The following is a 26365-nucleotide window of genomic DNA, read 5'->3' as shown; positions in this document are numbered from 1 at the left end:
TCACACTGACCACCGACACCGGCACCAGCTCGACCACGGAGGTGAGCACCGATGAACTGATGCAACTACCCGCCTGATCACCAACGAAGGATCAAAAACCAGTTACACCACTACCAGGGGCTTGACCGGCGCGGTCCACCTCACGGGCATCCTGGCAGCCGAAGTCGCCCGATCCTGGACGTTCGAGCGTGCCACGGACGCGGACAACAACGAGCAGGAATTGAGCGAGCCACAGTAGCGCAATGCCGCGATTTCGCTCATTGAAACCCGATGAGCGTCATCGAAGGTCGCAACAGAGTGTCCCGTCAATCCTCGCTACATCGCGCTGCAGCCGCAGCAGCGGGCACAGTTGGAATGATGTACCGGCACTCAGGCTTGAGGAAATCTTGCAAGCGCCTGGGTCTTGGCGTCCGCGACTGTCAACGGCCAGCCGACCGCGACACACCAGGCGAATCGAGGTCCCGTTACGACTCCTCGGGCCACTGCCTGTTTGATCCTCAACCCCATCCGAGAGAGCGAACTCGGCAAGCAGTCGGCGATCACTTGTCAACAACAGGCGATTCACCGAGGTCAGACGGGTGCTCTGGGATCTGCCCCATCTGTGTCGAGGATAGAGACGTACCGCGCGAAGGCCTTGTCGACTTCACTCTTGATCAGGACGAGAGTGCCTTCTTCCATGCGGTACGTCCGGTTCGGGTCACCTCTGAACGACAACCAGTTGAAGCTCGTCGTGATCCATTGGTCATCGAATATCAGGATCTTTGCGTGAGTGTTCTGGAGGCGAACAATTCGTAGATTGTCGTACCGAGCTGCGAGGTTATTGAGTTTGCGCAAAGCAAAACCGTCGGACCCGCTGTCATCTGGTCCGTACCCGTGGCCGAGATGCACTTCGACACCAGCTCGGAGTCGTCGTTCGAGGGCAGCAAGAAAGTCCGTGTTGACCACTGCGCCCTTCACCCATGGCGCGATAATTAACAGTCGTCTTTTTGTACTCCTAAGCGCTTGAGCGAGAAGATCCGGGTGCTCGTGCACGTCAACACCGCGCACCGCGATGCTCTCGACACTTTGCGGACTCTTCTCAGATTCGTCTTCGTTCGCTATTCCTAAATCACCAGAGGCCCTGAGTATTTCGACCTGATCGCCTGCGATCCGCTGTGCCTCGAGCTCCGGAGACAGGGTGGGCCGGGGGTTTGGTCGTGCGACCGAGATCCCCAGCCTGGCGACTGCGTCCACAGCCGCTAGTTCCAATCCATGAGCAGGCTGGAGATCTCCATCCACGCACAGTCCTAAATCGACCTCCCCGGAATCAGGGTCTCCATACACCAGCAGCTGGGCCGGCATGTAAAGATGCAAGTTCTGCGACGCAATCTTGCGAATACGTAAGACCTCGACTTGCCTTGTTCTGTCGTCGCGGGACTCAACTAACTCGTTGAAACGCTCTACGGCGAGGTCATTCAAGTCGACTCTTGAGCTCTTTTTGGCGGGCAAAAGCTCAAGGCCTACGTCTTGTGCGTCCCGCTTCTTGATTAGATTGGACCGTGCATAGTTTTGGGGGTTCCAGACGAGCCGGTCGAAAGGCACGTTGAGTTGGGTCAGGACGGGCTGTACTGCTGCAGCCTCACGCGCTGCTTCTAGGCCCAGCGCGGTAAGGACGAGTTTTCCGGTCCGATCCTTGGTGAGGTTGTTGGAGCTGATCTGGTCGGCGACAGTGCTCACAACCTGGTCGCGCTGCAGACCAAGGAGTGCGGCGATCTCATCAATATCGCCAACCCCCGCGTGCACGAATCTAAGGACGAACTCCTCTAGCAACGGTAGCGGCTTGCGCTCCTGCGCCAACACGTCCACGCGGAGCATCGTTACCGGTAGGGCGGCATCTACCACGCTGATTAATTGCAGTCCCGGTCGCTGATCACCGAAACGCCGCCGGATCGTATCAGCAGAGGTAAGGCTCATCGCTCAGCGGTCCTCAATTCGCAATCGTCGGGATGCGTCTCGACGTACGAGAGCACTTTCTTCAAGGCGCCGGTCGTGCCTCTGATGAATCCCGCGTCTCCAACTATGGTGAGGCCGAATCGAGCACGGGAGAGCGCCACATTAATGCGGCGCCAGTAATCTGGGCCGATAAAGCCCAGCGCGGCAGTGGCGTTGCTGCGTGTCACTGAGAAGATGGTGACATCGGACTCGCGGCCCTGAACTGCATCGACGCTCATGACGGTTATTGACAAATGCCGTAGCCGGCCGAGTAGGGGAGCGATCTGTTGATTTAGCTCGGCGACTTGCGCGACATACGGCGCTATGACAAGGACCTCCAACTTGTCGCGGCCATCCGGCAAGCCAACGACCTGTTTGTCAATTGCCCCGTTCAGCACCACCAGCCGGTCGATCACTATGCGAGCCTCCGCACGGTTCGCGAAACTCTTGCCTTTGCCCTGGGGAGCAGCCTCTCGGCGAGAGTCACCGTGGGCTGACGTGTCGAGCCAGAGTACGGGCTTACCGTAGCCGAGAGAGTAGCCAATGAGTTCAGCGTCATTCGGAGAGTGCAATTCTTCACCGTAGAAGCAGGTCGAGATCATGTCGCCGATAGGACGGATCATCCTGTACTGGCGATTCAGCATCACTTGCGAGTGTTCCGGCAGTCGGTCCGTCAATCGTTGGAAGAGGGTCTGTTTCACGTCTTCCGGGAGGAGCTGATTGTCGTTCATCAGGTCCCTATTCCGCAGGAGGTCTTCGTCGACCGGCGGCAATTGGTTAGTATCGCCGACTACAACCCAGCGTTTGGCGCGTGAGACCGGCACCAGCGCTTCGGTGAGAGTTGCTCGAGATGCCTCATCAACGATGCACAAGTCGATGTCGAGATGACGCACAGCGGGGTGCCTAAGGTAGCCGACACAAGTTCCCGCGATCACGCTCGTCTGATCGAGGAAAGTGCTCGCGAGGCCAGAATCCGAGGCAATGCGTTGAAGCCATTCAGCTTGAAGCTTCAGCCGGGCAAGGAGTTTCTGTGCATCGCTACTTCCTCCGATGAGGGCATCAACAGCGTTAATCGCATCTTCGCGATTCATGTCCGACGACAGTGTCAGGTCGCCACCGAGCTCGGTCTGCGCCTCCGAGACCAACTCATCACGGAGGTCAGCGAGAGCATCGGCTCTCTCCTGTACCGATGCTGAGGACGTTCGCTCCGACAGCGTGCCGGCTAGCTCCGACCGCGGCTCTTCCTGGTCATCAAGGCGCGCGTCTTGGATCTGCTCGAGTTGCGCCAGGGTGGTAGACAACTGCTGGAGTGCCAATGCCGCTCGCAGGTGGGACGGCACCAAACCCGCTTCGATGGCACGCGATCCGAGGTGGCCCTCGGCGTTCTTACGTACCGCTCGTGCCCACCGTTTCATCTGAGCATCGAGTAACAGGTGCCTTACTGATTCATCTACCCGCTTCTGATCGGCGCTCGCGAGCCTAACCATGCTGGACTGGCCACTGTCGGCGAGACGCTGCAGTGCGTTGTCCACCGCAACGTTGGTCTGTGAAGCGATGAGCACCCTCGCCTGCGCGTTCGCACGCAACGTCTGCTCCACGAGCTCAGCGATGAAGCTCGTCTTGCCAGTACCCGGTGGTCCTTGAACAACGAAGATGTCAGGTGAGCCCATCGCTCGCTCGATGGCTTCCTGCTTCCGATCGTCGAGTTGACGGTTCCACCTTTTGATCGAGATCGCTTTCGGCTCCGCGTTAATGCCGGGGTCGAGCAGCAACCGCCCAAGGTCTGAGCGGACCGACTTGTCGTGCTGAACGTCGTCTACGGCCCGACGCTGCCGATTCAGCGCAGCCTCGTCAGGTCCAAGGTGCGGGTCGAGAACTGCGCGTGTGGGAAGCCCTTCCCACCGTCTGGCACTCAGAACCACAAGGCGGTCACCTTCGTGATCGATGACTTCGCCCCATCCAAGCTTCCAGTCGGTCGCCAGATCCCGCACGCGCCATTCGGTTCCCACTAAATCGTCATCGACCGGTGCTTCGAGGGTGAACGTCGCCTCGCGTCCGCGGGCCCGCCACTTCTTGTAGGGAAGCGGCCGCTTCTCCCCGCGGGCGAGCTCCTCACGGGCATTCAGCACTCGACGCCAAGTGTCGAACAGTTCATTGCCGACTCGTTCTTCACCACCGTCTTCTTCCGCATTGCCCACGCCCTCGTGGAACTCGTCGATCGTGTCAATCAAGGTTGCGATACCGGTCTTGGCAGAAGCAAGACTGGCTGGTTGGTTGAATTTCCAATCGAAGACTTTGGGCACGAGAAGGGCACGCCGCCTGTGATTCTCGAGTCTCTCGAAGTCAAGTTCCGCCGCCTTGATGACCACGGCGCCGCTGTCATCAGTCTTCAATGTGAAGCTCCACGCCTGCCCGTCGACGCGGATGCTGTCGCGCTGTAGTTCACCTGTTTCCTGGTCTTTGTAGAAGGAGGCGTAGATATCTCCCGACAGGTCCTCGCTGGCCTTGCTGATCGCCTCCTGCCGCGCATCATCGCCTCCCGCTAGCGCCTTAACTGCGGACTTTGTGAGGCGAAGCCAAACCTGGTTCCTAGCAACCTGATGATGAGCCAGCCTGCGCTGCTGGATGACCCTCAGCGTCTGCAGAAGATCGCTGGCGTTCTTGGGGCGGTCATGGGGCTCAGTGGCAATGCACGCGCCGAGCACGCGCCGAACTTCAGGAGGAACTGGGATGGAATCCAAGGTCCGTTCGATATCAGCGTGGTCCTTGAGTTGTTCCGTCGCCATGCATTGGATCAGGAGGACACCCATCGAGTACACGTCGCGCACGTAGCGGATATCAGCGTTCAGTTCGGGTGGAGCGTACGGCTTTGAATGCCAGGCTTCGACTGTATTTGAAGTCGTCTGTTCGTCCGCGCGGATCTTCGCAATCCCAAAGTCTGCCAGCAATGGGACGCCAGCGTCGGAGACAAGGACATTCTGCGGCTTGATGTCTCTGTGCTCGATCTGCTTCAGATGGGTGTAGGCAAGGGCATCTACAAGGGGCAATGCAATGTCCGTAGCCAGCCGATCCCAAGAATCCCACGGTCCACTTGCCTTCAGCACATCGTCGAGATTGCGATCGACCCAATCTAGGACGAGAACGTAGGTGTCAGTTTCGTCCACACCAGACCAGCGGCAGCGAACTATGTTCGGGTGCGAAAGGCTCTTGAGCGTATTCGCTTCGTTGTTGAAGACTTTCCGAGTTACATCGTCGGATTGACCCGACAACAGTTTGACGGCAACAAACGACTCATCGCGGTCGTCAATCGCCTTTCGGACGATAGAGAAAGTTCCGCTGCGCCGCTCGACCTTCAGGAGCATGTAGTGGTCTGCGATTACGTCGGGCACGCCTTAGATCCCCTTTGCATCGTCTCTGGCTAATAGAAACCTATCGAAACATATCGGTCCGACAGGGCGTGCACTCGCAGCGCCTAGCCGGAGGCCCCTGGTGCGAGCCACGCAGCGTGCGGTGCTGAGCTACCCCTCGGTGACCGAGGGATTTGCATCGGATTAACTGTCGACCTGTGTGTCTGCCACGTCGCCTCCTATCGGTGGTGCTCACCCATTCGTGATCAGACCTGACGCCCGCCTAGTGTTCTGCGTAGTAGTTGGTCGCGAGTTCAGAGTTGTAGAACCAGTCGACGGTGTGGGCACCGGCATGGACGCCGGCCCGCACATCATCGTCTTGTAGATCAAGGACCTTCATCACGTCACCGACTTTGCTGAGTGCTTCGATTCGATGGAAGGCTCCGCCGTGTTCCTCGGCGAAGGTTGCGAGCGCCTGCAGCTTGACCAGTGAGTCTTCGAGGTGGTGTCCGTGAGGGTCGACGATTGAGGCTCTGGCTTCGCCGTCGACATCGTGGAAGAAGATGAAGTCGGGGTGCATTGAGCGCCAGTTCCCGGTTGTCTCGTCTCGATAGGCGATTCCCAGGGAGTCGGCGGTCTGGCGTGGCGGGTTGCGATACCAGCCGAGCGCGCCTGGACGAGCTATTTCGTGCTTGACAATCTCGCCTTCCCAGTCGTTCAACTTGGTGATCGGCGCGTAGCCGTCCTCGTCTGACATCAGGTGCAAACTGACCAGCTCTGCCCGGCCCAACTGTCCGTCACTGTGCTCCTCTACGTAATCCTCGATTCGCGTTCGCGGCCGGCCGAGTAGATCTATCTGGGGTGTCGCTGCGAGCGCGTTGATGTCGCGGTACTCCTGTTGACGATCGTCCGGCAATTCCTTGATCGCCTCGGCATGCGCATCGAACAACTCTTCCGCGATGTGATCGGATTCAGTGTCGACCGCTTCACGCACTTCTGGTACGCAGGCCAGTGCCGCTGCGCGCACGAACGCGTCTCGCAGCGCGTCGTCGCTGTCGTCATCGACCGTCAGGTGGTCGACGTAGCCCATCGCTATATCGGCACCGAACGCCTTGCGTGCGTCCTCGAACGCAGCACGTATGGCTCGGTCGTCTGCCTGCTCGACGATGTCGGTGTACTCGACACCCTTCGCGCCAAATTTTGCGGAGATCTCTTGAAGGCGCACGGCCAGCACCTCAGCGGTCGCCGCTTTCACACGCTTCTTGTACTGTTCGGCGGACTCGTCGAGCACAGTGTGGATCTGCTGACCGATCTCGGCGAGCGCATCGTGGCGGACGCCATCGGTTGAGAGCGTGAGTGCCAGAGCAGCAAGTCGTTTCACAGGTGAGGTGCCTCGCTGCGGAATCGTCATCGACGGTAGGTTGTCCCACACGTGCCAGACGATGTCGGGGACCGCGTTGTTGGGCGTCATGACGCACTCTTCCCGGACCATCTTTCGAGTCGACTCAGGAACTCCATCGATTTGAGCCGTCAGCAGCTTCACCACATCGCCGGCCGTCTTGCGGTCGAAGAAGGGCAACAAGCAATCGACCGAATTGAGTTCGTCGTCACCCGGCACCCGTCGGGCGAGAGGCGTTCGCACCATTCGGCCAAGCAACTGTTGGATGTGGTCGTGATCTTTCGCTGGACGGAAAGAGACCAAGACTTCGGCGCGCGGGCAGTCCCAGCCAGTGGAGATGGCGTCCTTGGCGATGAGCACCCGGACGTGCGTGCGGTCTTCGACCACCTGCGGCTCAATCCAGTCGACCTGGTGCGCGCCGAATGTCTGCATCGAATGTTCGCCGAGCACGTGTCGGACGGATTCGGAACCTAGTTCGGGTAGCTCTTCGAAGACAACGTCGAGTGCTTCTCCGAGCTTGTCGTGGTCCGGGGTGTTGGGTGCCTGCAGGACCATCAGCGGCTGGACAACGTCCGGGAGACCCTGGATGTCACAGTACGTCTTCCATCTTTCGGACGAGTGCTTCAGCTTCTTCGCGGCTCGACGGACCAGTACCATGTCGATTGCCTGCGCCTCAGCCGGGATATCCACTTTGACAATGTCTTTGACCAGGCCGGACTCTTGAACTGCAAATCCATCGACCTGAACTGGCGGGAGGTAACGACGGTCGCCCGACACGTCCGCGTTGTCCATAGCTTCTCTAAAGTCGCCAATGGTCGCGGAGATTCCCCACACGATCGATACCGGCGGGTATCCCGCGTGCCCGTTGATGAGCCGCTGGACGATCGTCGACTTCTCGCGGGTCACCCTGGCGCTCGCTCCGAAACCGCGGTGCGCCTCATCGACTATTAAATAGAGGGTAAGATCAGGGTCGTCGATCGTATTCGCGATCGTCTGCCATATCGTGTAGCCCTGCATGTCGGGCTGAGCGGAGGGGTGCATTCCCTCCAACACCTCCTCCTCCGCAGCGACCTCGTGTCCCCTCGTCAGGAGCGACGACTTCGAAAGCTTCTGCGTATTAAGGAAGTACACCTTTCCCGCTTCTAGCTTCGGCTTAGAGAACGGTGCCGTGATCGTCACAAGATCCGTAAAGTCTACCTTGTCGGATGCCTCCATGATCCGAAAGCGTGTCTGCTCGTTCAAATTTGGGTCATCAGAGAACCAGATGACCACTGCGCCGTCGTCCCGCTCGAAGTCGTAGTCATCATTCCCGTAGAACAGTGACTCGATGACAGCGGACGCGATCACCGTCTTGCCGGCACCGGTGGTCGCAGACAACGAGACCGAGGTCGGTGTCGCCTCACGCTCGTATACTGTCTTGGCGCGGTCCAAGGCAACCAGCATGTCCTCGAGCGCGGTTCGCTGGTACGGCTTGAGGGTGAACTTCATCGTGCCGCCCTCATAGCCTCGATCTCGAAGTTTCGCAGGTACGACGAGTAAAGACGCACCGGTTCAACATGCTCGGGGAGTTGGCGAACCATCGCCTCGAACAGTCGATCCTCATCAGTGACAATGAACGCATGCGTCAGCCCCGCCTGCGCCTCCACTGCTTTGATGAATGGCTCGCTCAGGTCCAGATTGGCGATTACTCCATACGCTTCCGATACGTCCCAACCGTCTGAGATATCACTAATGCGGCGCCCACGCGAACCCGACCGCAACCACAAGAAGGGAGCAACTTTGGCAAACTCACGATTGCTGGAAACACGCATTGCGGATTCATAGGTAAGAGTGAAGAATTCGACGTTCTCCGCAAGCCCTTCTGATATAGGACTGATCCCATTGAACTTATACTCACCAGTAATTGGATTGCCTTCCGGCGTCTTTCCGATAATCGCAGCACTCAGGCGAGGTTTCGTAATGTACTCACATATGCCTCGATTTTCCCACTCATCATCGCCTGGGCGAAGGCCCTTGCGTCTTAACGAGTTTTGCTCCTCTGCCGACACCTCGTTATTTGTGACTACGATCGACCTGCGCGACCCATCGTCGCGTTGGTTCAACCGCATTACAGCGTGGCAAGTTGTCCCCGACCCGGCGAAAAAGTCAACAATTGTTGCACTAGGCTTCGATGCAACGAATAGGTTAAGCACGTCCTCAACAGCATAAAGACTCTTTGGAAAAGGGAAGGCCCGCCCAGGGATAAGCTGCCGCAAGAAGGCACTTCCATAGTTTCCAGCATTGTGAGAATCTTTCGACCACACAGTCTTCGGCACGACTCCAGAAGACGTCAGCGAGGTAGTTCTAATAAGAATCGCCGACCCATTCTCGGCGTAGCCGTCAATACGTATTTCACCAGAGTCAAGGCGGGCGACATCAGACTGTAAGACGTAATTCACAGCCCACTGACCAGAGTTTTTGTTCTGACGTCCAAGCCGAAGAAGACCGCGTTCGAGAAGCCGGCGCGATGCGTCAGCCGAGATTCGCCATCGCCCTTCGCTACCATCAGACCGGATTGGCCACACGGGAACCAGTCCCCGGGGAGGTACAACACCCTCGCGATTTGCATTCGGGGGAAGCAGCGCATCGCCAACTCGTTCAATCCGGCGCGATGCAGGATCGATAAACAGCGGATAGAACTGATTCGGGCGGTCCAATCGCCTTGCGCTCGTACCTCGCCGCACGAGATTCTCCCAACTCACCGAGGCGGTGGTCAGCGCCGGGTCTGGATCGTCGATGCTGGCTTCGCGCCCAACGGAAGCGTCACCTACGTACGTAACGAAAATGTACTCTTCTACTCGCGACATTTGGTTACCCCTAGGCTGGCCCGAGGGTGCGATTACTGTCGTCACCATTTGAGTGGTGGATTCTGGGAATATTTGCGATATAAGGAGACCGAGTCGCAGGTACTCCTTCTCATCGATGGTTATAAGCAACACGGAGTCGTCCGGGTTCAACAGCTCCTTCGCAAGCTCCAGCCGCCGCTCCATCATTGCTAGCCACTTCGAGTGCCGATAGTGGTCGTCCGACTCCACATAGTCGTTGTTGTATTTCCAGTCTCTTGCACCCGAGTTGTAAGGCGGGTCTATGTATATTGCGTCTACCTTGCCGCGGTGCGTAAACAACAGCGCCTGCAGCGCATTATAATTCTCAGCGTTGATGACGGTGTGGAACGGCTTGTCCCCGCCTCGCTCAACTTTGCCGGTAGAAACGAGCCCGGGATAGATGGGGTCACGGAACTCAGCGACTACGATCAGGTCGTCAATGATCACTGACCACGCTTCCTCCGGGTCGTTTACCGCCACGACGTCGGCCCACCGTTCGCCGCCGTCGTTGTAGGTCTTCTCGACCCGGTAAAGGCGTTCGTTCTCCTTCTTGGGCATCTGGCCGCGTTCAGGCAGGATGCGTACCTTGTCGTTCTTCCGCACCGGTCTACCCGGCAACTCAACTGCCTCGGGGACGTGCCGCTCAAAGTTCAGCCCGAAGGCGCGTCGGTCTGCGAGCGCGTCGGTTTCGCGTTGAAGGTCTTTCGCGAGCTGGGGGTCGGTGTTGGCGACTTGGCGCAGGAGGTCGTTGAGGCGTGACACGTACCGAATTCTCTCTTACTCGTTGGGAGCGACTGTCAGTGTCCCTCGCGTGAATGAGGCGAGGATCCGCTGGTGGGTTTGCCGCGGGAGGTGTCGGTTGCCTGGTTCGCCGAACGGTGTGCCGGGACGGGCGGGGGCCTCCTGCAACAGTTTGTCGAGGCCGGGTCGCGACACCATCAGGAGGCCGTGTGTGGCGCGTGTGCACGTCACAGCCAGGCGACCGAAGGCCGAGTTGAACTCATCGAGTTCTGACGCACCGGTCAGCGGGTGGACGGCGATGGTGATTCCGTTCGTCTGGCCTTGCCAGGAGTCGACGGTCGACGCGGTCAGATCGGACTCTGTCAGGTCGTGCTTCTCGGACAAGCGAGCTACTGCGTCGGCAGCGTCGTCGACTGCTTGATTGCGTGTTGCGAGGATGGCGACGAGCGGATTGTCCGCGTCTACGCCGGGCTGCAGCTCTTTTGTCTTGCCACTTGGCGTGCCGTCGCCGTTGTAGATCTGCTCGGCCAGGGTGAAACCGGCCGCGAAGAGGTCGTCAAGGAGAGTCTCAACGAACTCAATCAGTGGTAAGTCGACGTCGGGAGCTTCGGCGTCAGGCAATCCATCGACTTCGAGGAGTGTAGGGACGCCGGTGGCGACGGAATCCCAGACCGCCTTCGCGTCGCCCGACAGATTGCCCAGCTTGATTGAGCGGTCGCCTGGGGCGGCGACGCAGTTGAGGGACTCCCATTCGGGGTAGAAGGCCCGCCACAGTCCCAGTTGCTCGCCGGTTGGGCGCCAGACTGCGGGTAGCTCGGTCGACCAGGTCTTGGTGTCGTCACCTTCGTATGTTGTTGGCCATGCGCGGTAGGGGTTGAATCCCGGGTCACCGCGCCACGGGTTTTCGGCGATTTCCAAAGGTGGTAACTGGCCGACGTCGCCTACGCCCACGTGGATGGGCGCTGTGTAGGTGATTCTGTCGAACAGATGGTGTGGGAGTTGCCAGGCCTCGTCGACGAAGAGGACGTCGAAGCGGTGGTCGCCGTGGAAAGCAGGTCCGAAGTGGTTGTTTACGTGCTGTCGAGTCAAGCCGAGCATGTGCGTTGTAGTCAGCACGACGGGCGCATCCTGGGGGACCGCCATCACGGAGTCCACGACCGTCGCCGCCGTCTTCACCCAGTCCGGCACGTCATTGAGCACCCTCTTGGATGCCCAGAGGCAGACGTTGGTCTTCCCGATTTCGTTCCCGAGCGAGGCGGCGAGCGGCCACAACTGCCGGTTCTGGAAGGCAGTCACGGCGACACGCAGGCACTGCGGCTGAGCCACAGCGTCGCGAACGAGACCACGCAGAAGGAACGACTTACCAGCGCCTGCAGCAGCTTTCAGCAGAATGCGCTGAATATCGGAGCTGCCGTTGATTGCGTCGAGGAGCTCGCCCTTGGTGATCTTGGCTGCCGCCTCGTTCTGGGCTGCTGCACGCGAATGGTGGTACGCGTCGGCCGCAACAAGTGCTGGTGGTGTGAAGGTGACGGTCATGGCTAGTCGATGTCATCCATCGTCAGGTCATCGGGCGGTTGCTCGGCAGGGCGGTCGGCCGGATCGGGCAAGTCCTCATCGGCGGCGTTGACGTCGAACGCATCAGAGTCGATCACCGGTGGCCACACCTGGGGGTTGAGTTCGCCACGAGCGCGGCGGCCTGCGAGGATGTCCGACCACTCGGCCTCGGACGCCTCGTGAGGTTTGCAGCACCATTGGTGGTTGGCTGGGTCATCGGTGAAGGAGTCGGGTGTACAGGTCTGCTTGGGCGCCGAAGACGAGTCAACACTCGGTCGTGGGACATTCAGCCACTTGTCGTTCAAATTATCTGAGAACCAGGAGAAGTCGGCGACGACAAGTTCGTCGCCGACGCTGAATCCAGGGTCGTGGTGGGGTGTCCAGGTGTATTGACGCGGCTGCACACCGGTCGCCGTCAGTTCGCCAATCGACATGTGGGAGAGCTTGAAGCTGCCTTTCTGGATTTTGATGGTGACGTCGTTAGCTTCGACCAGAGCGTCACCGTTCCGGTGGAGCGCGACGATCCGCGATTCGTCCCGGATTCGACGGGAATCGACTTCAACCGTGAGGGGAGCGTCGTCGATCACCCGGGCGAGGGCCAGTTGTCGAGTGCCCGCGTCCTGTGCGGCGTCGTAGGCAACCAGTGGGTTCGTCATCACTGTCACTTGTGCGTTGAACGTGTTGTCGGCTTCGAGGAGGTTCACTGCATCGTCACGCCACCAGTGACTCGTGCGGCCAAATCGGACAAGGTCGAACGCGTGCAGAGTGAGGCGTCGGCGCCACACGGTCTGAGCATCTGCCTCGACCTCGCGCACTGCCAACTGCATCTTCGACCGCCCAAACTGTTCCTGCAAGACCAAGAAGGCACGGTCGAATACGTCTGTCTTGTAGGCTAATTCGTCGCGAATCAAGTCGTCGTAAGCCGCGGGGTTCGCCGGCCGAGGAAGCCCAGGCCGATCACCGGTGAACGCTTCGTGGATCGCGTTGGATTGGAGTGGGGCGAGTTGCGCACCGACTGCATGATCCGATTTTTCGATCAGTTCGGCGAGCGCGCGGTGGTCGATCGGAGGCTCCGTCGGATCTGCCCAGGGCGCAAGGTAATCGAGACGAAGAGAGTTCACCGCCGGACCACCGGATGTCACGAGCGACGCGAGTACAGCACGAAGGTCGACGATGGTCGATCTACCCCGCATCGTTCGGGTTCGGTCCTGCTCCAACAAGAACGAGACAGCGACACGATCCTTCTCGGGAAGGCGCGGAGGAACAACCGCCGGCTCGCCATTGAAGGTGAGCGTCGGTCGACCCATGTGCTTGTCGCGCTCCCACCGAAGCCGGGACAGCTCCTTTCCTGCGACGCTGTCGGCGATCGACACGAGGATGTCGGCAGTCGTCGAATCGGGGACGACCAGGTGGATCGGATCGGGATCGGTTGCATTTGCCCTGAACTGCTCGGTGAGCGCCCTGTTCAGTTCTCTGCCGAGAAGCTTGATGATCGATCGACGTGTCTCGTCGGCGTCCGGGTTTTGGTACACCTCCACTCGCCACGGCTCGACGCCGTTCTTGGTGACGCGCTGGACTGCGAGTCCGTAGACACCAAGCGCCGCGCCGTCCGATTTCGCCAGCACGACGTGAACTGTGCCGGGCAGGCCGATCGGGTCGAGACGCCGCTGTCCCGACAGCATGCCGGCTCCCGTGAGTGTCGCCTCGATCTGCAGGCGAACCGAACGCCCGACCTTACCCACAGGAGTGATGCCGTCGATCAAACCGACCGCAGATGCACGGATCTCAGGACTGACCCCCAGTTCGGTTAGCAAGTCTATCGGGTCGGTGGACTTCTGAAGCTCCGCGCGGCAGTACACGAACATGTCACAACTGGGGCAACTGTGTGGCGAGAACGTCGCCTGCAAGTGAGCCAGGTGGCTCGGCACGTCGGTCCTGATGCCCGGTGAGAACTTCTCCGCTTCTGCCTCGCGCTCGCCAACGCGCATGCGGACCTCTTCACGGTGGTCCGTCAGATCCTCGATCACCGCCGTCGGAGACAGCGAGGCGTTTCGTGGCACCGCGAGGATGCCGAATCCGTGCACGTCCATGGTCGCCGGCAACTTCGTCCACGCGGCGGCCGATTCAGCGCCAAGCGCGACCTGCAGGAAACCCTTGAGGAGCCGGCCATCGTCGATCTTCGAACGGACCCGCTGATAGTCCTTTGCATCGCCCACGATCAGCCAAGAACCGTCGACCTCTCCTTCCTTGTTCGGAGCCTTCGGTGCGACCACGGCGAAATCGGGCCGAGTGTCGGTGGCGCCCGAGCCTTCGAGTCCGAGGAACGGCACAGCCAACTGGTGGATCAGCGTGGCGTTGCCGTGTGCGACGGCCCCCTTGTGTGCCTGTGCGAGAATCGTCGCCGTCCTGTCGGCGTCGACGTGGGCGTCGGCGACCACGACCGCATTCGGCCGCGCCAAGCCGAGTGCGCCGACCGAAACAGTGACCACCTCAGATGCGAATCGCTTGTCGCGGATCAAGCGCTCGAATGCCACGGCGCGCACCCAGCGCAAGAGCGGGATGGTGCTCTGCGGACCCTTGGAATGGCCAACCTGTTCAGCGAGTTTGCGCCGCGTGACACCCGTGATCAGGGGGTCTGTGCCGCGGAAGCGGGCGCACGCCGCGTGGGAGGAGGCCGCGACAGCGCTACTAGCGCCGCCCGTCACCTTTGCCGGCAATCGACCCTCCCGAAACACTGCGTGCACGGACTTCCATGCTTCCGAACTCGCCATTCAGGACACGACAGCGAGGCCTCAATTGGTCGATATGTTATCGGCGGCTTCCGACAAAATCTCGGGGACGCGCGAGGTCCCTGTCTGGCATGTGGCACCCGGGACCGCTTCGGGACGATGACAGTAATCGCTACCAGCAGTCGTGTTCTCCGGAGGCCCTTTCCGCGGGCGTAAACGCCATGTTGCACTGACCACACACAGCTGGGCGCTCCATGATCGCGCAACCGCACAATCGGCAGACTGGGCATTTGTAGTCGAGGCAAGTGCCACACCGTCCAGTGGAATCCTGGGTTGCGAAGAACGAGCCGCAACCCAGGTTGGAGCACTCCTGCTCCGGGTATGTCCAGGTCCCAGTCCCGTTGACCGCAGTTGGCCGCAGGGCGACAAACAGGTACCGCTCTTCGAAGTCGAGCGCCGCTTCGATGCGCATTCCGTCGAGTACAGAGCCAGTGCGATACTCGATCCCCTCGTGGAACTCGCGTCGCACCGGACCTTCCGACGCCTCGTCGGCAACCTGCCTGAACCCGCTTTGTGCGAATCCCGTCGGCGGTTGTGGGTCGTCGTACGACGAGTATGAGGTAGTGACCACACCGTCGAGCTCGGATACTGCAAGCATCCAGCGCGACCTCCGAGGGAGCATCTCACGAACGCGCTGCAACGCTGCGGCCCGCGATGCCGTCGTCCTGGCGAAGATGCCCGCCATGACGTCCGCGGGGTGGTGGGCAGAGGCATCGCGGTCATCCTGACTCACCGGCATAAGGATCTGCGCTGCGAAATGGTTGGCCACCGCTTCTTCGACGCTTCGACGCTCGTCGGGCGGGATGTCCATCAGGACCCACGACCAGGCAGAGTGTCTTTGCTGAACATGGTGTCCGAGCTCATGCAACACGGTGAAGTTGTCACGCCGCGCTGTCGCGCGATGAAGGTGAATGGTCGGGGGATCGGGGCGGTAATAGCCTCCTCCGCCGCATCCGCCTGGGCGAAGATTCTCCTCGATCGACACCGCCACCTCGTCGTACTCCTGCAGAGCGACAAGCGGATCATTCCCGAGAGCCCCGAAGTCGAATGTGTCGCACTCGGCGATCAGTGCTGCGGCGACATCGCCGGCCCGCCCTGCGTGTCCGCATTCTTCCCAGGTGATCACTGCCGGTCCTTAGCGCCCCACTCGTGCGATTGCGTCCGCCAGCTTCCGGTCAACGACTTCGTCGCTATTGGCGTCGTCTCGCGCAGCCAAAGTGAACTCGTGCCTAACCGCATTGCGCACTGCCGCTTCGGTCCACCCGGTGGCTGAAATTGTTTCATTGACCGCCGGTTTGAACTTCGGCGACGCGAGCCGGGAAACGACTGATGCGAGCGGGTCCGGTCGGAGCAGTGTCTCGGGGGCAACATCAAGGCTCTCGGCCAGTATTGATAGTTGCGACTCCCTAATCGGCACGACTCCATCCCAGATGGGCCGCAGTTGCTGGGGTCCAAGATCAAGAAGCTGCGCCGTCATTCTGGATGACGCGCCGGCTGACTGTACCCGCGCTGCATCCAACAGCATGTCGTGTTCCACACCGCCGGTGTTGAAGCACAATTCTGTCCAGCGCTCCACGAAAGCGCGGTCCGCGGCGGCGTTCTCTCGATCCCATGCGGAACTCGTGGCAAAGGGAAACCCGGGATCGTTGCCTTCTTCGAGCGCGTCAGCGATCGCGTGTATTCGTTCCGGATCAATCAGTTTACCGAGGCTGCGGTCAAGGAGGTGATTGCCAATTCCGGTCTCCCGTGTAGGCCACATCGTGACCGAGACTTCAAGCGGAGATTGTTCGAGCACCAGTCCCGGAGCGAACGAAGTCTCTCCGGGGAGGGTCACGGGCCAGACCACCACGTAGCCGTCCCTGACCGCAGCAATGACAGACAGCCCAACGGTTTCAGCGTCCCAAGAGAGCACCCACAGCTCACCGACTCGGATACGGTCGTCCCCCGTGCCGTTCTCCCAGAGTGTGCGTGCGCGCTCAGGGACACGGGCTGGTAGCGGGCTGACCACTCGTCGTCCTCCGTTTCTCGTGTCGCAAAGCAAAGAATCGCCAGGGTACAGGGGCTAAGAATCGTGCAAGCGCCTGGAGTACACCTTCCGCGCGATCTTCACCTCGGAGGCCGGCAGTTTGCCCAGGTAATCACAGCGGCCCCTGACTCCGGTCATGGTCTTGAGAACTGGATGAACATACCGAGCGGTCCACCACCCGGCTCTATCAAGGCCAAGTGCTGGCATTGGCGCACTCGCAAGGTCGCCGGCCTTGACGTCGCTGGTCACTCTGGGAAGTCCTGCCCATGTGGTGTCGAGTGGTCGCTCAGCCATGCAGGCCACAGGCCGCGCGGCTTTGCCAACCCTGGCTGGGTGCAGCGACGCCTCTCGATTCATCCAGTACGCGTCACCGAACTCGGCGCTCTCCCCGGGCATGATCAGCAGCGTACAGCGGCCTGCCGACACCGATGCTCTCGTGTCAATCGATGCCTACTCGATCTGGGCGGTGGGCCGTTTCATCGAAGCGATCATCTAGATCTCCTGAGACGAAGATCGCGAGCTGTAGTGGCTGGAGGGTGCCGGCCGTTATGTGGGAGGTTTCTCAGCACAATCTGCGCGACGGTCCTATACCGAAACAGTGTCGATACACCTCAACCGAACGTTCGCCGTCAATCCACTGCCGACTGCACGCGCCTCAAACAGGTCAACGGCACGGGCTGCAGTTCGAGACCGCGCGCCCGCAACCCGATCAAGAACGGTCGCCGAAATCGCAAGCCTCGAGGACTCCACGACTCAACCAAGAGCGACGTGCCTACCCCCGCGCCATGTCCACGAACCGGCTCAGGTGCAGCTGGTGCGCAACGGTAATGGTGGCGGTCGGGCCGTTACGGTGCTTGCCGACGATGATGTCGGCCTCGCCGGCGCGCGGGTCGTCGCGCTCGATGGAGTCGGGGCGGTGCAGCAGGATGACCATGTCGGCGTCCTGCTCCAGCGAGCCGGACTCACGGAGGTCCGACACCTGGGGCTTCTTGTCGGTACGTTGCTCGGGACCACGGTTGAGCTGACTGATCGCGATCACCGGGACCTCGAGTTCCTTGGCCAGCAGCTTCAGCTGGCGGGAGAACTCCGAGACCTCCTGCTGGCGCGACTCGACCTTCTTGCCCGACGTCATCAGCTGCATGTAGTCCACCGCAACGACTTTCAGGTCGTGCCGCTGCTTGAGACGGCGCGCCTTGGCGCGGATCTCCATCATCGTGAGGTTGGGTGAGTCGTCGATGAAGAACGGCGCCTCCGAGATTTCACCCATTCGACGTGCGAGCCGTGTCCAGTCGTCGTCGCTCATGGTGCCGGCACGCATGTCGGCGAGCTTGATCTTCGCCTCCGCCGACAGCAGGCGCATGACGATCTCGGTCTTGCTCATCTCCAGCGAGAACATGGCGGCGGTCAGACCGTGTCCGATGGCCGCGGATCGCAGGAAGTCCATCGCCAGGGTCGAATTGTGCGTCGGGACCATCGCTTCACCCGCGAGATACAGGTGGTCGGCGTTGTCGACCTGCACGCAGCGCACCGGGACCGGATCGACGGGGCGAACGGCGACGACGCGTCGGACACCGGCCCGACGACGCAGCTCCTTGTGCCGAATTGCCTTGTGATGCACGGTGAACACGTCTTCGTCGGCGTCGACGCGCAACCAGCCCGTGGCGGATCGCTTGTAGTTGAAACCGAGCCCGGCCACGAGGTCGGCGACAACCGCCGTCATGTGCCGCGTCGCGGCGGGCACGGTGATCCAGCCGTCGTCGTCCACCGAGGCACGGGCATCCAGCAACCCCGCGAGCAGGGCACGACGCTGCGCGATCGAACCACGGAGATACTCGTACGGAATCCGGCCACCGAGGTCCGCCATCAGCGTCATGACGTCGACCGGGCCCTCCGCGTCGATGCGCATGCTGATCTCGGGATCGTCGAAGGCCATCCCGGCCAGCGCCGCCACCGTGTACGGGCCGTACGCGAACCGCTTGCGCGGCAACTCGAGCGGCGCGGTGTTGCGCACGACCGCGCAGCCGACGTGCGCCCGCAGGCCGGCGGTCGTGATGACCCGTCGCTCACCGTCGATCTCGGCCGCCCACTGGTGTTGCTCGTCGGCGACGATCGTCGCGCCGTCGTTGAATTCGATTTCGTAGCAGGGCCGTTCGGTCATCACCTCGGTGGCGGCGACGACCCGGGTGGGCCGGCCGTGGGCATCGAGCAGGTGATCGCCGACCCCGACCTTGCCCATCGTGGTCCAGCCGGTGGGCGTCGGCAGCGGGGTGTCGAGCGCGAGCGCCTTGCCGACACCCGGACGCGCGGCGACGATGATCATCTGACCGGGGTGCAGCCCGTTGGTGAGCTTGTCGAAATCGGCGAAGCCGGTCGGGACACCGAGCGAGATGCCGCCTCGCGACGCGATGGAGTCGATCTCGTCCATCGTCGGCTGCAAGAGATCCTCGAGCGGGACATAGTCCTCGGCGGTGCGCTTCTCGGTGACCTCGTACACCTCGGCCTGGGCGCGGTCGACCACCTCGGCGACATCCTGCCCGTCGGCGCCGGCGTAGCCGTACTGGACGATGCGTGTGCCGGCCTCCACGAGTCGACGCAGCAATGCCTTCTCGGCGACGATCTCGGCGTAGTAGCCGGCGTTCGCGGCGGTGGGCACCGTGGAGATCAGCGTGTGCAGGTACGGCGCACCGCCGATGCGCTTGAGCTCGCCCGCCCGCTCGAGTTCCGCGGCGACCGTCACCGCGTCGGCGGGCTCGCCTTTCGAGTACAGGGTGAGGATCGCCTCGAAGACCGCCTGATGGGCCGGACGGTAGAAGTCGCCGGTGCGGATCTTCTCGACGACGTCGGCGACCGCGTCCTTGGACAGCAACATGCCACCGAGCACCGACTGCTCGGCGGCGAGGTCCTGCGGAGGCTGCCTACCGAAGTCCTCGGCGGGGATCTCGTCTTCCCGGCCTCGCCCTCCGGCGGCGGGGCCGCGCCCGCGGTCATCCACAACAGCCACGCGTGTCAAACCTCTCGCAACGTTCGATCCCACCCGACATCGAATGAGTACGACCCTGAGTCTGGTGTCGGCCCCGGTAGGCCACGTCGCGAGTCCCCGGTGTCGACGTCGTGTTCTGGTCAGTCTCTTCCTATCGGATGGCACCGACAGCGAAATGTCGTGTGCGCCGAGACGGACGGAGACGCTGAGGCGTGACACTAGGACGTCTGCGACCGCTACTCAAACCGACCTGTTGACGGATCTGGGGAACACTTGTGGACGGTGTGTGAGTTGCGCGGGGACGAGTTGTGCAGCCTTTGTGGACAACCTGAGGAATCAGGGTGTGAACAACGCAGTTTTCGCAGGTCAGCGCCCTCACTGATTTCCACAATCAAGTAATTGGAAATCCTTTGGACTTCTTCGGCGCGTCGTCTTGCGGGCGTGTTGCGGACACCTGTTCAACTCCCCGTGGCGAATATTCGGGTGAACATCCGGTGTGGTCTGCGTTACACCTGGCCAGACGGGCCGGGCGACGCAGGTTCGCACGATTCTGCGGCGATCGCCGACGACGTTCCCTCGGGTGTGATGCAATGTCGATCGTGTCGAGGTTGGGGTTGAGGTCCGTCGTCGTCCGTCGTGCGGTCACCGTGGTGGCGGCCCTGACCGCTGCGGCTGGGCTGGCGGCGGCCCCGCCGACGTCCGCCGCGCCAGGCCCCTCGATGCCCGTCGAGTTCGATCTGTCGCGCTATCAGCCGGTCGCCCCGACGACGTTCCGATCGCTGGCCTATGTCGACAACGGACGGTCCTTCTTCACCACCGGTAGGTGGGTGTGCGAGATCGGTCCCGGCTACCGTTACGTCGGCTGCGCGGGCCGTCCCGCGACCGCCCCGCCGAACGCGACCGGCGCGGTGATCTCCGATGATCAGCAGGGCCCGTGGTGGGCGCGTGCCGATCAGACCTACCGGTTCGGCCCGGAGAGCGGCTTCCGGCCACCGGTCCTCGGTGTCGGCAAACGGGTCACCATCGAAGGCGTCACGTGCACCGTGCCCCGTCGCGACACCGTCGCCTGCCGCACCGGCGACCGCGCTCTCATCTTCACGCCCGCCTGGCACAAGTTCTTCTTCCCGTCCTGGGACACCCTCGGTCCGGGCAACAACGCGGTCGACCACAGCGCCAACCCGGCACCGCAGTACCTTCCGCCGCGACTGCAGTACTGGAACCAGCTGCCGGCCAGTCCGCCTGCACCGAAATAGGGGCTCACGCGGAGGCGCTCAACAGACACGACAAGGCCGGGTGGAGGATCTCCACCCGGCCTTGTGTATGTAGAACGCTGAGGTCAGCTCGCGGCGACGACGGCGAGCTGGACGGTCGCCGAGACCTGCGGATGCAGGTTGACGACGACCGGGTAGCTACCGGTGGCCTTGATGTGCCCCTTGGGCAGCTCGACGCTGCGCTTGTCGAGGGTCGGACCGCCCGCGGTCTTGATGGCACCGGCGACGTCTGCCGCGGTGACCGAACCGAAGAGCTTGCCCGAATCGTGGGTCTTCACGTCCAGCGAGACGTCGGCGAGACCCTCGAGGGCCTGCTTCAGCTCGTTGGCGTGCTCGAGACCACGGACCTCGCGGGCCTCCTGTGCCCGACGGATGCCTTCGACCTGCTTCTCGGCGCCGCGGGTGGCCTTGATGGCCAGGCCGCGGGGCAGCAGGTAGTTGCGGCCGTAGCCGTCCTTGACCACGACGATGTCGCCGGCTTCGCCGAGGTTCTCCACGGCGGCGGTGAGGATGAGCTTCATGTCAACTGATCCTTTCCGCTTATCGGCTGGTCGAGGTGAAGGGCAGCAGGGCCACCTCACGCGAGTTCTTCACTGCCACAGCGACGTCGCGCTGATGCTGCACGCAGTTACCGGTCACGCGACGCGACCGGATCTTGCCCCGGTCGGACAGGAAACGACGCAGCAGCGCGGTGTCCTTGTAGTCGATGACGGCCTTCTTGTCCTTGCAGAAGCTGCACGCCTTGGTCTTGGTGACCTTCTCGACGCGAGGCTTCCGGCTCGGCTTTGCCTTTGCCATGTGTGTGTTGCTCCAGTCAATGCTGTCGGGGACGGTCGCTGCCGTTCCCGGGCTGTTCGGGGCGGATCATCGTGCCCCGACCGATATCAGAAAGGTGGTTCGTCGTCCCCGCCGCCGAACGATCCCCCGCTGTTGCTGGCAGGCGCGCTGCCCCAGGGATCGTCGGCAACCTGCTGGTTCGAACCACCGCCGCGGCCACCGCCGCCGCCCGATCCGAATCCACCGCCGCCACCGCCACCGCCGCGCGAGGCCCGATTGACCTTGGCGGTGGCGTAGCGCAGCGAGGGGCCGATCTCGTCGACCTCGAGTTCCACGACCGTGCGTCGTTCACCCTCTTTGGTTTCGTAGGACCGCTGCTTGAGCCGTCCCTGCACGATCACCCGGGAGCCCTTGGTCAGGCTTTCGGTCACGTTCTCCGCGGCGTCGCGCCAGATGTTGCAGCGGAGGAACAGCGCTTCGCCGTCCTTCCACTCGTTGGTCTGGCGGTCGAAGGTGCGCGGGGTGGAAGCCACCGTGAAGTTGGCAACCGCTGCGCCGGACGGCGTGAACCGCAATTCCGGGTCGGCGGTCAGATTGCCGATGACGGTGATGACCGTGTCGCCTGCCATGTGTGTTTCCCCTCGGGTCGTTGGTGGGCACTCGCTGATCGACATGCACCGGATTCTGGGCTCAACCCTAGAACCCGGTACCGACGTCTTCACACGATCAAGAAACCCTGTGGATTACTTCCGCAGGACCTTGGTGCGCAGAACCGACTCGTTCAGCTTCAGCTGACGATCGAGCTCGGAGACCGTGGCGGGCTCGGCATTGAGATCGATGACGGCGTAGATGCCCTCGTTGTGCTTGAGGATCTCGTAGGCGAGTCGGCGCTTGCCCCAGATGTCGACGCCGTCCACCGAACCGCCGTCCTTACGGACAACGTTGAGGAAAGTATCGAGTGAGGGTGCGACGGTGCGCTCGTCCAGATTCGGATCGAGGATGACCATCAATTCGTAGTGACGCATAAGACCACATCACCTCCTATGGGCTAGGTCGGCCACGGACTGTCCGTGGCAGGAGGGTCGCCTGCGTCGGCAACCGGTCCAAGATACATGACCTGCCCGTTCGCAGAGAAATCCGTGGTCGCGGGCCGCCTCGGCGACACATCATGGGACCACCTACGCTGTTGCCCATGTCGGAGCGGCGGACAACCCCGGGCCGGTGGTCGGCGCGGCTCTCCGGCCGTGGTGAGACGGCCGTGATCGTCCTCGTCTCGGTGTTGGCGACAGCCGCGACGATGTTCTGGAGTTTCCAGGCGAAGCTGCGGTGCGGCGGCGCCCCGTTCGATGCACTCGGACGTAGCGACAACTGGCCGACCGGCGATCCGGACGCGGTGATCCCCTGCTACTCGGACCTGATGTATCTCTGGGTCGGTCGCGACATCAACACGCACGTCTTTCCCTACATCCACGGTGGGATCACATCGGACGGGACTCTGTTCGGTGGCGTCGTCGAATATCCGGTGCTCTCCGGCGTGCTCATGTTCGTCGGTGCGGTCGGCGCCGACACCGACACCGAGTTCTTCACCCAGTCGGCGCTCCTGTTGGCGCCGTTCGGTTTCGCGATCACCGTGCTGCTCGCATCGATGGTGCGCTGGTGGGCGTTGCTCTGGGCCGCAACGCCTCCTCTGGTGCTGTACTCCTTCCACAACTGGGAGCTCCCGGTCGTCGCCACCGCCGTCGGGGCCGTCGCCGTGATGGCGTGGGGCGCGTCGGTCCACCCCGTAACCCGTCGACGACGACTGCCGCTTCGTACGAGCGCGGTGATCGCGGCGGTTCTGCTCGCGATCGGATTCTGCCTCAAGCTCTACCCGGGGATCTTCGTATTGCCTTTGGCGGCATACGTTCTCACCCGCGGAGCCGGCGGAGCGCGCATGGTCGAACGACGACGAGACGCCCGCGGCGGTCTCGACTGGACGGGCGCCGGTTGGGTAGCGGGCGCTGCCGTCGTCACCGTGGTCGCGATCCAGTTGCCGTTCATGGTGCTCGGATTCGACGGGTGGAAGGCGGCGCTGTCGTTCCAGAGTCGACGACGAGCCGACGTCGACACCAATTCCATCTGGTACTGGGGGCTGCGCTATCTCACCGGGACCGGTGACACCTACCACTCGCTGGTCAGTGTGCTGTCGCCGCTGCTGATCCTCACGACGTTCGCGGTCGCGATGTACCTCGGGTGGCGCCGCTTCGACCGCGTCGGCACCTTCCCTTGGATCGGCGTGAGCGGCGCGATGCTCGCGGGTTTCATGCTGTTCCACAAGGTCCACTCCCCGCAGTACACGCTCTGGATCCTGCCGTTCTTCGTTCTGATGAAGGTGCGGTGGTCGGTGATCCTGACGTATCTGCTCACCGACCTCGCCCTCGACCTGACGATTTTCCGGCTGTTCCCGATCCGCGATGCCGGCGAGCCGCTGCCGTGGTGGATCGTCACCGGCGTCGCCGGTTCGGTGTGGGTGCACGCCGCCCTGCTGGCCTACCTGATCGTGACCCTCCCGCGGACCCCGCTTCGGGAACCGTTGGCCTCCCGGGTGGCCGCACGCGTGCATGATGCCACCGATCAGGGGTCCGCTGACGCACCCCGGCACCCGCCGCGAGACGCGATGGCGAAAGGCTCGTCATGAGTTCCTGGTTGGCGACCGGCCCCCTCGTGCACGGACGAGTCACGTTGCGACCGATCAGCATCGAGGACATCGGACCGTTGGCGCGCGTGGTCGACGACCCGGCCCGATTCCGGTGGGTCCCCGGAGTGCCGACGGATGAGGACAGTGCCTGTCGGTTCGTCGACTCGGCGCTCCGTTCCCGGGTGGCGTTCGCCGTGGTCGACAACACCGACGGCAGTGTCGTCGGGTCGACGAGTTTCTACGACATCGACGAGGCCAACCGGGCCGCGTGCATCGGGTACACCTTCTACAGCGAACGCGTCCAGGGAACCGCGGTGAACCCCACCGCCAAGTTCCTGCTGATGCGCCATGCGTTCGAGGAGCGCGGCGCCGTCCGCCTCACCTGGCACACCCACGAGAACAACACTCAGTCCCGCGCCGCGATCACCAAACTGGGTGCCAACTTCGAGGGTCTGCTGCGCAAGCACCGCCGATTCGGCGACGGTTGGCGCACGACCGCCTTGTACGCGATGACCGACGACGAGTGGCCGTCGGCGAGAGATCGCCTGTTACAACGAATCTCTGTCTGAGATTTAGGGATTCGCGGTGTGCTCGGGATGGCCCTGGGTGCGCCGGTCTTCTTTCATCCGCGCCTCGTGCACGTGTCGCTGGCCGTCGGTCAGGTCGGCTCGAACCCGGTTGACGTACTCGCGCAACGGGCCCCAGTAGGTGTCGTCGAATTCCTCGACGACCTGGAATGTCCAGCGCCCCTCGAGAACGTTGCGACCCACCAACTCGGTGGACAGCTCGTCGGCGAACTCCCCGTGTCCGGCCTTTCGTAGTTCGTCCACTGCTTCCCCGAGCAGCAGATCGCCGCGTCCGATGAGTTGGTGGAACGAATAGAGGTGGCCGCGGGCGCGCTCGATGTACTCGAGCGCCTCCCCCACCTTGCCGACCGCTTCCGCGGTGTCGTCCGAGATGTGTGGTGCGGTATCCGACATGATCCGTCATTACCCACCGGAGCGGTCACCCAACCGTCAGTACTCCCCGTGGTAGGAGTGCCGGTAGCGATCGCCCTCGAGCGACGCCCTGATCTCACCGACCTCGCCTCCTAGTGCGGTGTTGATCTTGTGCCCCAGCCGCTCGAACTCCTCGTGTGCGGCAGCCGATCTGGAGGTGAGCGCGGCGAGCGTGGACAGCCAGCGGTGTACGGCGCGCAGGTCGTCCGTCGTCAACGGTCCCCTCACCCAGTTCTCGCGTTCCCACGTCTGTCGTTCCCATGCCTGCCACGGATGATCCCAGCCGCTCGGCGGCGAGATGGCGAAGAGGCCCCGCACGATGACGTCGTTGCGGTCGATGCCCGCATCCGCACGCCACCCGTCGACGACCTTCGAGTAGGCGACGTAGTCGGCCGCGGTCCACGTCGACTCGCGAAGGTCCCGCCAGCCGGCACGGCGCAGCGACCTGGCCACTTTGCTCTCGAGGACCGGACTCGGATGTTTCGGCTCCCCGGCGCCCGCGAAGTAGAGAAACCAGGTGAAACCGGCCGGACCCAGACGCTCGATCATGTTGCCGCCCTTGTCGGGCCGAAGCATTGCATACGCCGCGCCGGGCTCCTCGCGGCCCGTCTCGGCCGCGTCTCTCAGCAGCCCGCCGAGGTACTTCCGGTCGGCGGACACCGCGGCGATCCGCTTCTTGCCGTCGGAGGTGCGGCGGCCGAGACAGAACGCGACGACGTTCCACAGCAACGCAATCGCGTCGTCGGGCGAGTCGGTGGCCCGAGACCCCAGCGCGAACAGGTCTGCTCTGCTGATCTTGTTGCCGAGCAACGAATCCGGGAGTCCGTGTTCGGCGAGCGCGTCCGTCCACCACTGCCGGTCGACGGCGACGGTGTCGGAGTGCAGTTCGGCGGCCCGGTCGCCCGCCGAGAGCCAGTCGGTGAGATCGTCGGGGAGAGCGAGTGTGGTGTGCTTCATGGTCGTTTGGACGC

The 26365-nt window shown here is 62.3% G+C and carries 19 protein-coding genes; 4 read left to right on the top strand and 15 right to left on the bottom strand.

All coding sequences use genetic code 11. The features are described 5' to 3' along the window. Window positions 1-570: 570 nt before the first annotated feature. The 8 genes from JW364_RS12110 to JW364_RS12075 form a co-directional block, all read right to left on the bottom strand. Window positions 571-1953: a hypothetical protein gene (locus JW364_RS12110; protein ID WP_205333631.1), complete on the bottom strand. Its 1383-nt coding sequence runs from the start codon at window positions 1951-1953 to the stop codon at window positions 571-573. Then, complete coding sequence (locus JW364_RS12105; RefSeq protein WP_205333630.1) at window positions 1950-5360, bottom strand: serine/threonine-protein kinase; 3411 nt, start codon at window positions 5358-5360, stop codon at window positions 1950-1952. The genes JW364_RS12110 and JW364_RS12105 overlap by 4 nt, the downstream gene beginning before the upstream one ends. Window positions 5361-5601: 241 nt before the next feature. Then, window positions 5602-8205 (bottom strand): DEAD/DEAH box helicase, encoded by a 2604-nt coding sequence (locus JW364_RS12100; protein WP_205333629.1) that lies wholly within the window; start codon window positions 8203-8205, stop codon window positions 5602-5604. Then, window positions 8202-10343, bottom strand: a complete 2142-nt coding sequence (locus JW364_RS12095) for a site-specific DNA-methyltransferase (RefSeq protein ID WP_205333628.1) — start codon at window positions 10341-10343, stop codon at window positions 8202-8204. The genes JW364_RS12100 and JW364_RS12095 overlap by 4 nt, the downstream gene beginning before the upstream one ends. Before the next feature lie 15 nt (window positions 10344-10358). Continuing rightward, window positions 10359-11858, bottom strand: coding sequence for a hypothetical protein (locus JW364_RS12090; protein WP_205333627.1), 1500 nt, complete (start codon window positions 11856-11858; stop codon window positions 10359-10361). Window positions 11859-11860: 2 nt separating this feature from the next. Then, on the bottom strand, window positions 11861-14647 hold the full coding sequence (locus tag JW364_RS12085) for a hypothetical protein (RefSeq protein WP_240199004.1): 2787 nt from the start codon (window positions 14645-14647) through the stop codon (window positions 11861-11863). A 130-nt stretch (window positions 14648-14777) separates the two neighbouring features. Next, entirely contained in the window at window positions 14778-15791 is a 1014-nt protein-coding gene (locus JW364_RS12080; RefSeq protein WP_205333626.1) for an ImmA/IrrE family metallo-endopeptidase, read from the bottom strand. Window positions 15792-15800: 9 nt separating this feature from the next. Continuing rightward, window positions 15801-16577, bottom strand: coding sequence for a hypothetical protein (locus tag JW364_RS12075; RefSeq protein WP_205333625.1), 777 nt, complete (start codon window positions 16575-16577; stop codon window positions 15801-15803). Window positions 16578-16923: 346 nt separating this feature from the next. Here JW364_RS12075 and JW364_RS12070 point away from each other — a divergent pair, with 346 nt between their 5' ends. Continuing rightward, window positions 16924-17187: a hypothetical protein gene (locus JW364_RS12070; RefSeq protein ID WP_205333624.1), complete on the top strand. Its 264-nt coding sequence runs from the start codon at window positions 16924-16926 to the stop codon at window positions 17185-17187. Between the two features lie 276 nt (window positions 17188-17463). Here JW364_RS12070 and dnaB read toward each other — a convergent pair whose 3' ends face one another. Next, window positions 17464-19692 (bottom strand): replicative DNA helicase, encoded by a 2229-nt coding sequence (dnaB, locus tag JW364_RS12065; protein ID WP_205333623.1) that lies wholly within the window; start codon window positions 19690-19692, stop codon window positions 17464-17466. A 569-nt stretch (window positions 19693-20261) separates the two neighbouring features. On the opposite strand from dnaB, the gene JW364_RS12060 reads away from it, so the two are divergent. Then, the gene (locus tag JW364_RS12060; protein ID WP_205333622.1) at window positions 20262-20924 is read left to right on the top strand and encodes a hypothetical protein; all 663 of its coding nucleotides are present in this window, start codon (window positions 20262-20264) and stop codon (window positions 20922-20924) included. Between the two features lie 83 nt (window positions 20925-21007). Here the strand turns inward: JW364_RS12060 and rplI are convergent, their stop codons facing one another. The 4 genes from rplI to rpsF form a co-directional block, all read right to left on the bottom strand. Further along, the gene (rplI, locus tag JW364_RS12055) at window positions 21008-21463 is read right to left on the bottom strand and encodes a 50S ribosomal protein L9 (RefSeq protein ID WP_058252880.1); all 456 of its coding nucleotides are present in this window, start codon (window positions 21461-21463) and stop codon (window positions 21008-21010) included. A gap of 19 nt (window positions 21464-21482) precedes the next feature. Further along, on the bottom strand, window positions 21483-21740 hold the full coding sequence (rpsR, locus tag JW364_RS12050) for a 30S ribosomal protein S18 (protein ID WP_004020662.1): 258 nt from the start codon (window positions 21738-21740) through the stop codon (window positions 21483-21485). A gap of 86 nt (window positions 21741-21826) precedes the next feature. Beyond that, entirely contained in the window at window positions 21827-22348 is a 522-nt protein-coding gene (locus JW364_RS12045) for a single-stranded DNA-binding protein (RefSeq protein WP_058252881.1), read from the bottom strand. 114 nt (window positions 22349-22462) lie between these two features. Beyond that, on the bottom strand, window positions 22463-22744 hold the full coding sequence (gene rpsF / locus JW364_RS12040) for a 30S ribosomal protein S6 (RefSeq protein ID WP_058252882.1): 282 nt from the start codon (window positions 22742-22744) through the stop codon (window positions 22463-22465). 167 nt (window positions 22745-22911) lie between these two features. Between rpsF and JW364_RS12035 the strand changes: the two genes are divergently transcribed. Together JW364_RS12035 and JW364_RS12030 are read left to right on the top strand one after the other, a co-directional pair. Beyond that, on the top strand, window positions 22912-24396 hold the full coding sequence (locus tag JW364_RS12035; protein ID WP_240199003.1) for a hypothetical protein: 1485 nt from the start codon (window positions 22912-22914) through the stop codon (window positions 24394-24396). Further along, entirely contained in the window at window positions 24393-24965 is a 573-nt protein-coding gene (locus JW364_RS12030; RefSeq protein WP_205333621.1) for a GNAT family N-acetyltransferase, read from the top strand. Before JW364_RS12035 ends, JW364_RS12030 begins: the two co-directional genes overlap by 4 nt. Window positions 24966-24968: 3 nt before the next feature. Here JW364_RS12030 and JW364_RS12025 read toward each other — a convergent pair whose 3' ends face one another. Together JW364_RS12025 and JW364_RS12020 are read right to left on the bottom strand one after the other, a co-directional pair. Next, window positions 24969-25376: a hypothetical protein gene (locus tag JW364_RS12025; RefSeq protein WP_058252885.1), complete on the bottom strand. Its 408-nt coding sequence runs from the start codon at window positions 25374-25376 to the stop codon at window positions 24969-24971. Between the two features lie 36 nt (window positions 25377-25412). Next, window positions 25413-26351 (bottom strand): hypothetical protein, encoded by a 939-nt coding sequence (locus JW364_RS12020; protein ID WP_058252886.1) that lies wholly within the window; start codon window positions 26349-26351, stop codon window positions 25413-25415. Window positions 26352-26365: the final 14 nt, after the last annotated feature.

Source organism: Gordonia sp. BP-119, from assembly GCF_016924115.1.
GTDB classification, from domain to species: Bacteria; Actinomycetota; Actinomycetes; order Mycobacteriales; family Mycobacteriaceae; genus Gordonia; species Gordonia hongkongensis.
The sequence above is the reverse complement of the archived record's forward strand: the minus strand, read 5'-3'. Positions and strand labels throughout refer to the sequence as shown.

Coding starts and splice junctions, on each gene's coding strand:
- JW364_RS12020 (WP_058252886.1), bottom strand. CDS start 26,351: ATGAAGCACACCACACTCGCTCTCCCCGACGATCTCACCGACTGGCTC.
- rpsF (WP_058252882.1), bottom strand. CDS start 22,744: ATGCGTCACTACGAATTGATGGTCATCCTCGATCCGAATCTGGACGAG.
- JW364_RS12060 (WP_205333622.1), top strand. CDS start 20,262: ATGTCGATCGTGTCGAGGTTGGGGTTGAGGTCCGTCGTCGTCCGTCGT.
- JW364_RS12035 (WP_240199003.1), top strand. CDS start 22,912: ATGTCGGAGCGGCGGACAACCCCGGGCCGGTGGTCGGCGCGGCTCTCC.
- JW364_RS12085 (WP_240199004.1), bottom strand. CDS start 14,647: ATGGCGAGTTCGGAAGCATGGAAGTCCGTGCACGCAGTGTTTCGGGAG.
- JW364_RS12110 (WP_205333631.1), bottom strand. CDS start 1,953: ATGAGCCTTACCTCTGCTGATACGATCCGGCGGCGTTTCGGTGATCAG.
- JW364_RS12025 (WP_058252885.1), bottom strand. CDS start 25,376: ATGTCGGATACCGCACCACACATCTCGGACGACACCGCGGAAGCGGTC.
- rplI (WP_058252880.1), bottom strand. CDS start 21,463: ATGAAGCTCATCCTCACCGCCGCCGTGGAGAACCTCGGCGAAGCCGGC.
- JW364_RS12045 (WP_058252881.1), bottom strand. CDS start 22,348: ATGGCAGGCGACACGGTCATCACCGTCATCGGCAATCTGACCGCCGAC.
- JW364_RS12090 (WP_205333627.1), bottom strand. CDS start 11,858: ATGACCGTCACCTTCACACCACCAGCACTTGTTGCGGCCGACGCGTAC.
- JW364_RS12100 (WP_205333629.1), bottom strand. CDS start 8,205: ATGAAGTTCACCCTCAAGCCGTACCAGCGAACCGCGCTCGAGGACATG.
- JW364_RS12030 (WP_205333621.1), top strand. CDS start 24,393: ATGAGTTCCTGGTTGGCGACCGGCCCCCTCGTGCACGGACGAGTCACG.
- rpsR (WP_004020662.1), bottom strand. CDS start 21,740: ATGGCAAAGGCAAAGCCGAGCCGGAAGCCTCGCGTCGAGAAGGTCACC.